At 60.7% G+C, this 1201-nt stretch carries 2 protein-coding genes; both read right to left on the reverse strand.

The genetic code is table 11. The features are described from left to right. Positions 1–501, reverse strand: a 501-nt coding sequence (locus C1D09_RS33045) for an RHS repeat-associated core domain-containing protein (RefSeq protein WP_208760349.1), incomplete at its 3' end; no start/stop codon positions are given. A 366-nt stretch (positions 502–867) separates the two neighbouring features. Then, on the reverse strand, positions 868–1201 hold a 334-nt coding region (locus tag C1D09_RS04950), incomplete at its 5' end, for a transposase (RefSeq protein ID WP_246135655.1).

A 1201-nucleotide genomic window follows, 5' to 3' on the forward strand; every position in this document is an offset into this window, starting at 1 on the left:
AAAGTCGGGAGTTCTCATTGGACCTCGGTTTACTAGCTCAACATCCTTCCCTTGCTTCAACTGACCTTCTACAAAAGCTCTCTCCGTGGGGGTAAGTGTGCGCAATGAACCCGTGAGCTTGCCCTCAGCCTTCTTCTTACCATCGTCCGGATCATCTGGATTGGGTCTAGCAGGAGTTCCAGAGACATCTGGCCCCGCAGGTGTGTTGGTTCCGCCCCCGTCACCACCCTTTACCGAAAGGCTCGTATTGTTGCTATTCAATTTGCTCGCTAGCCCTGCGAAAAAGCTCGTTAACAGTCCTCCCGCCGCGACACTGTCTGGCTTGCCCTTCGAGTCGTTGGAGGTTGTTGTCGCTGCGGTGTGCCCATTGCGATCACTTTTGTTAACCGGATCATTCTGGGCATATGCGTATCGATTGGTGCCCACGCCGGGTAACGTAGGATCCCAATCGTCTGGCGAGATGAAGCGCACCGTCTGAACATCGGAGCGCGCATCGTGCATTCGCAGATGCAGCCCGTGTGCTGCCGAAGCGTGGCCCCCAACCGTGCCGGTCGCCACTTTGAATTACGGTGACAGTGCACTAATTTTGCCCCGCCGGCCTCGCTTTTCTGGTTTGGCAGCTCGTCCGGTTTGCGCGGCAATCCGACTAAGAAACGCCTCGTCGCCCACCGGTCGGCCGATGCTCTCAGCCTTGCGCAGCGCGTCCAAGGCCGCGGCATCCGTCTCGACCATGTCGAACAGCCCGCTCGACGATGGCAGACGATCCCTCATTGGCTGCCAGGTCGGTAACGCCACCTGTCGGATGCGGCCGAGCGCTTGACCAAGGTCAATCGGCCGCCTGTTTCGCCAGCCCTGCGCGCACCGGATTCAGTCCGACATAGCGCACCGCCGACAGGAGGTGGTCCTCGTCCGTCGCGACGGCGCCGAAGCGGCCTTGCCAGAATATCCGGTTTTCTTTTGCCGCGCATGGATGGTGCCGGCATAGGCGCAGTGCACCTTGGCGAGCGCGCGCCGCAGGCCGTCCGGGTCGGCCGGCGTCAGGATCAGGTGCACATGGTTCGGCATCAGGCACCACGCCCAGATGCCGACATTGGCCGCGCGGCAATGCTCGACCAGCAGGGTCTTGTAGAGCGTGTAGTCCCCGGGCGTGAAAAACACCTTGGCGCTTCCGTTACCGCGCTGCGTTATGTGATGCGGCAGA

It is taken from the genome of Mesorhizobium intechi (assembly GCF_002879535.1).
GTDB lineage: Bacteria > Pseudomonadota > Alphaproteobacteria > Rhizobiales > Rhizobiaceae > Mesorhizobium > Mesorhizobium intechi.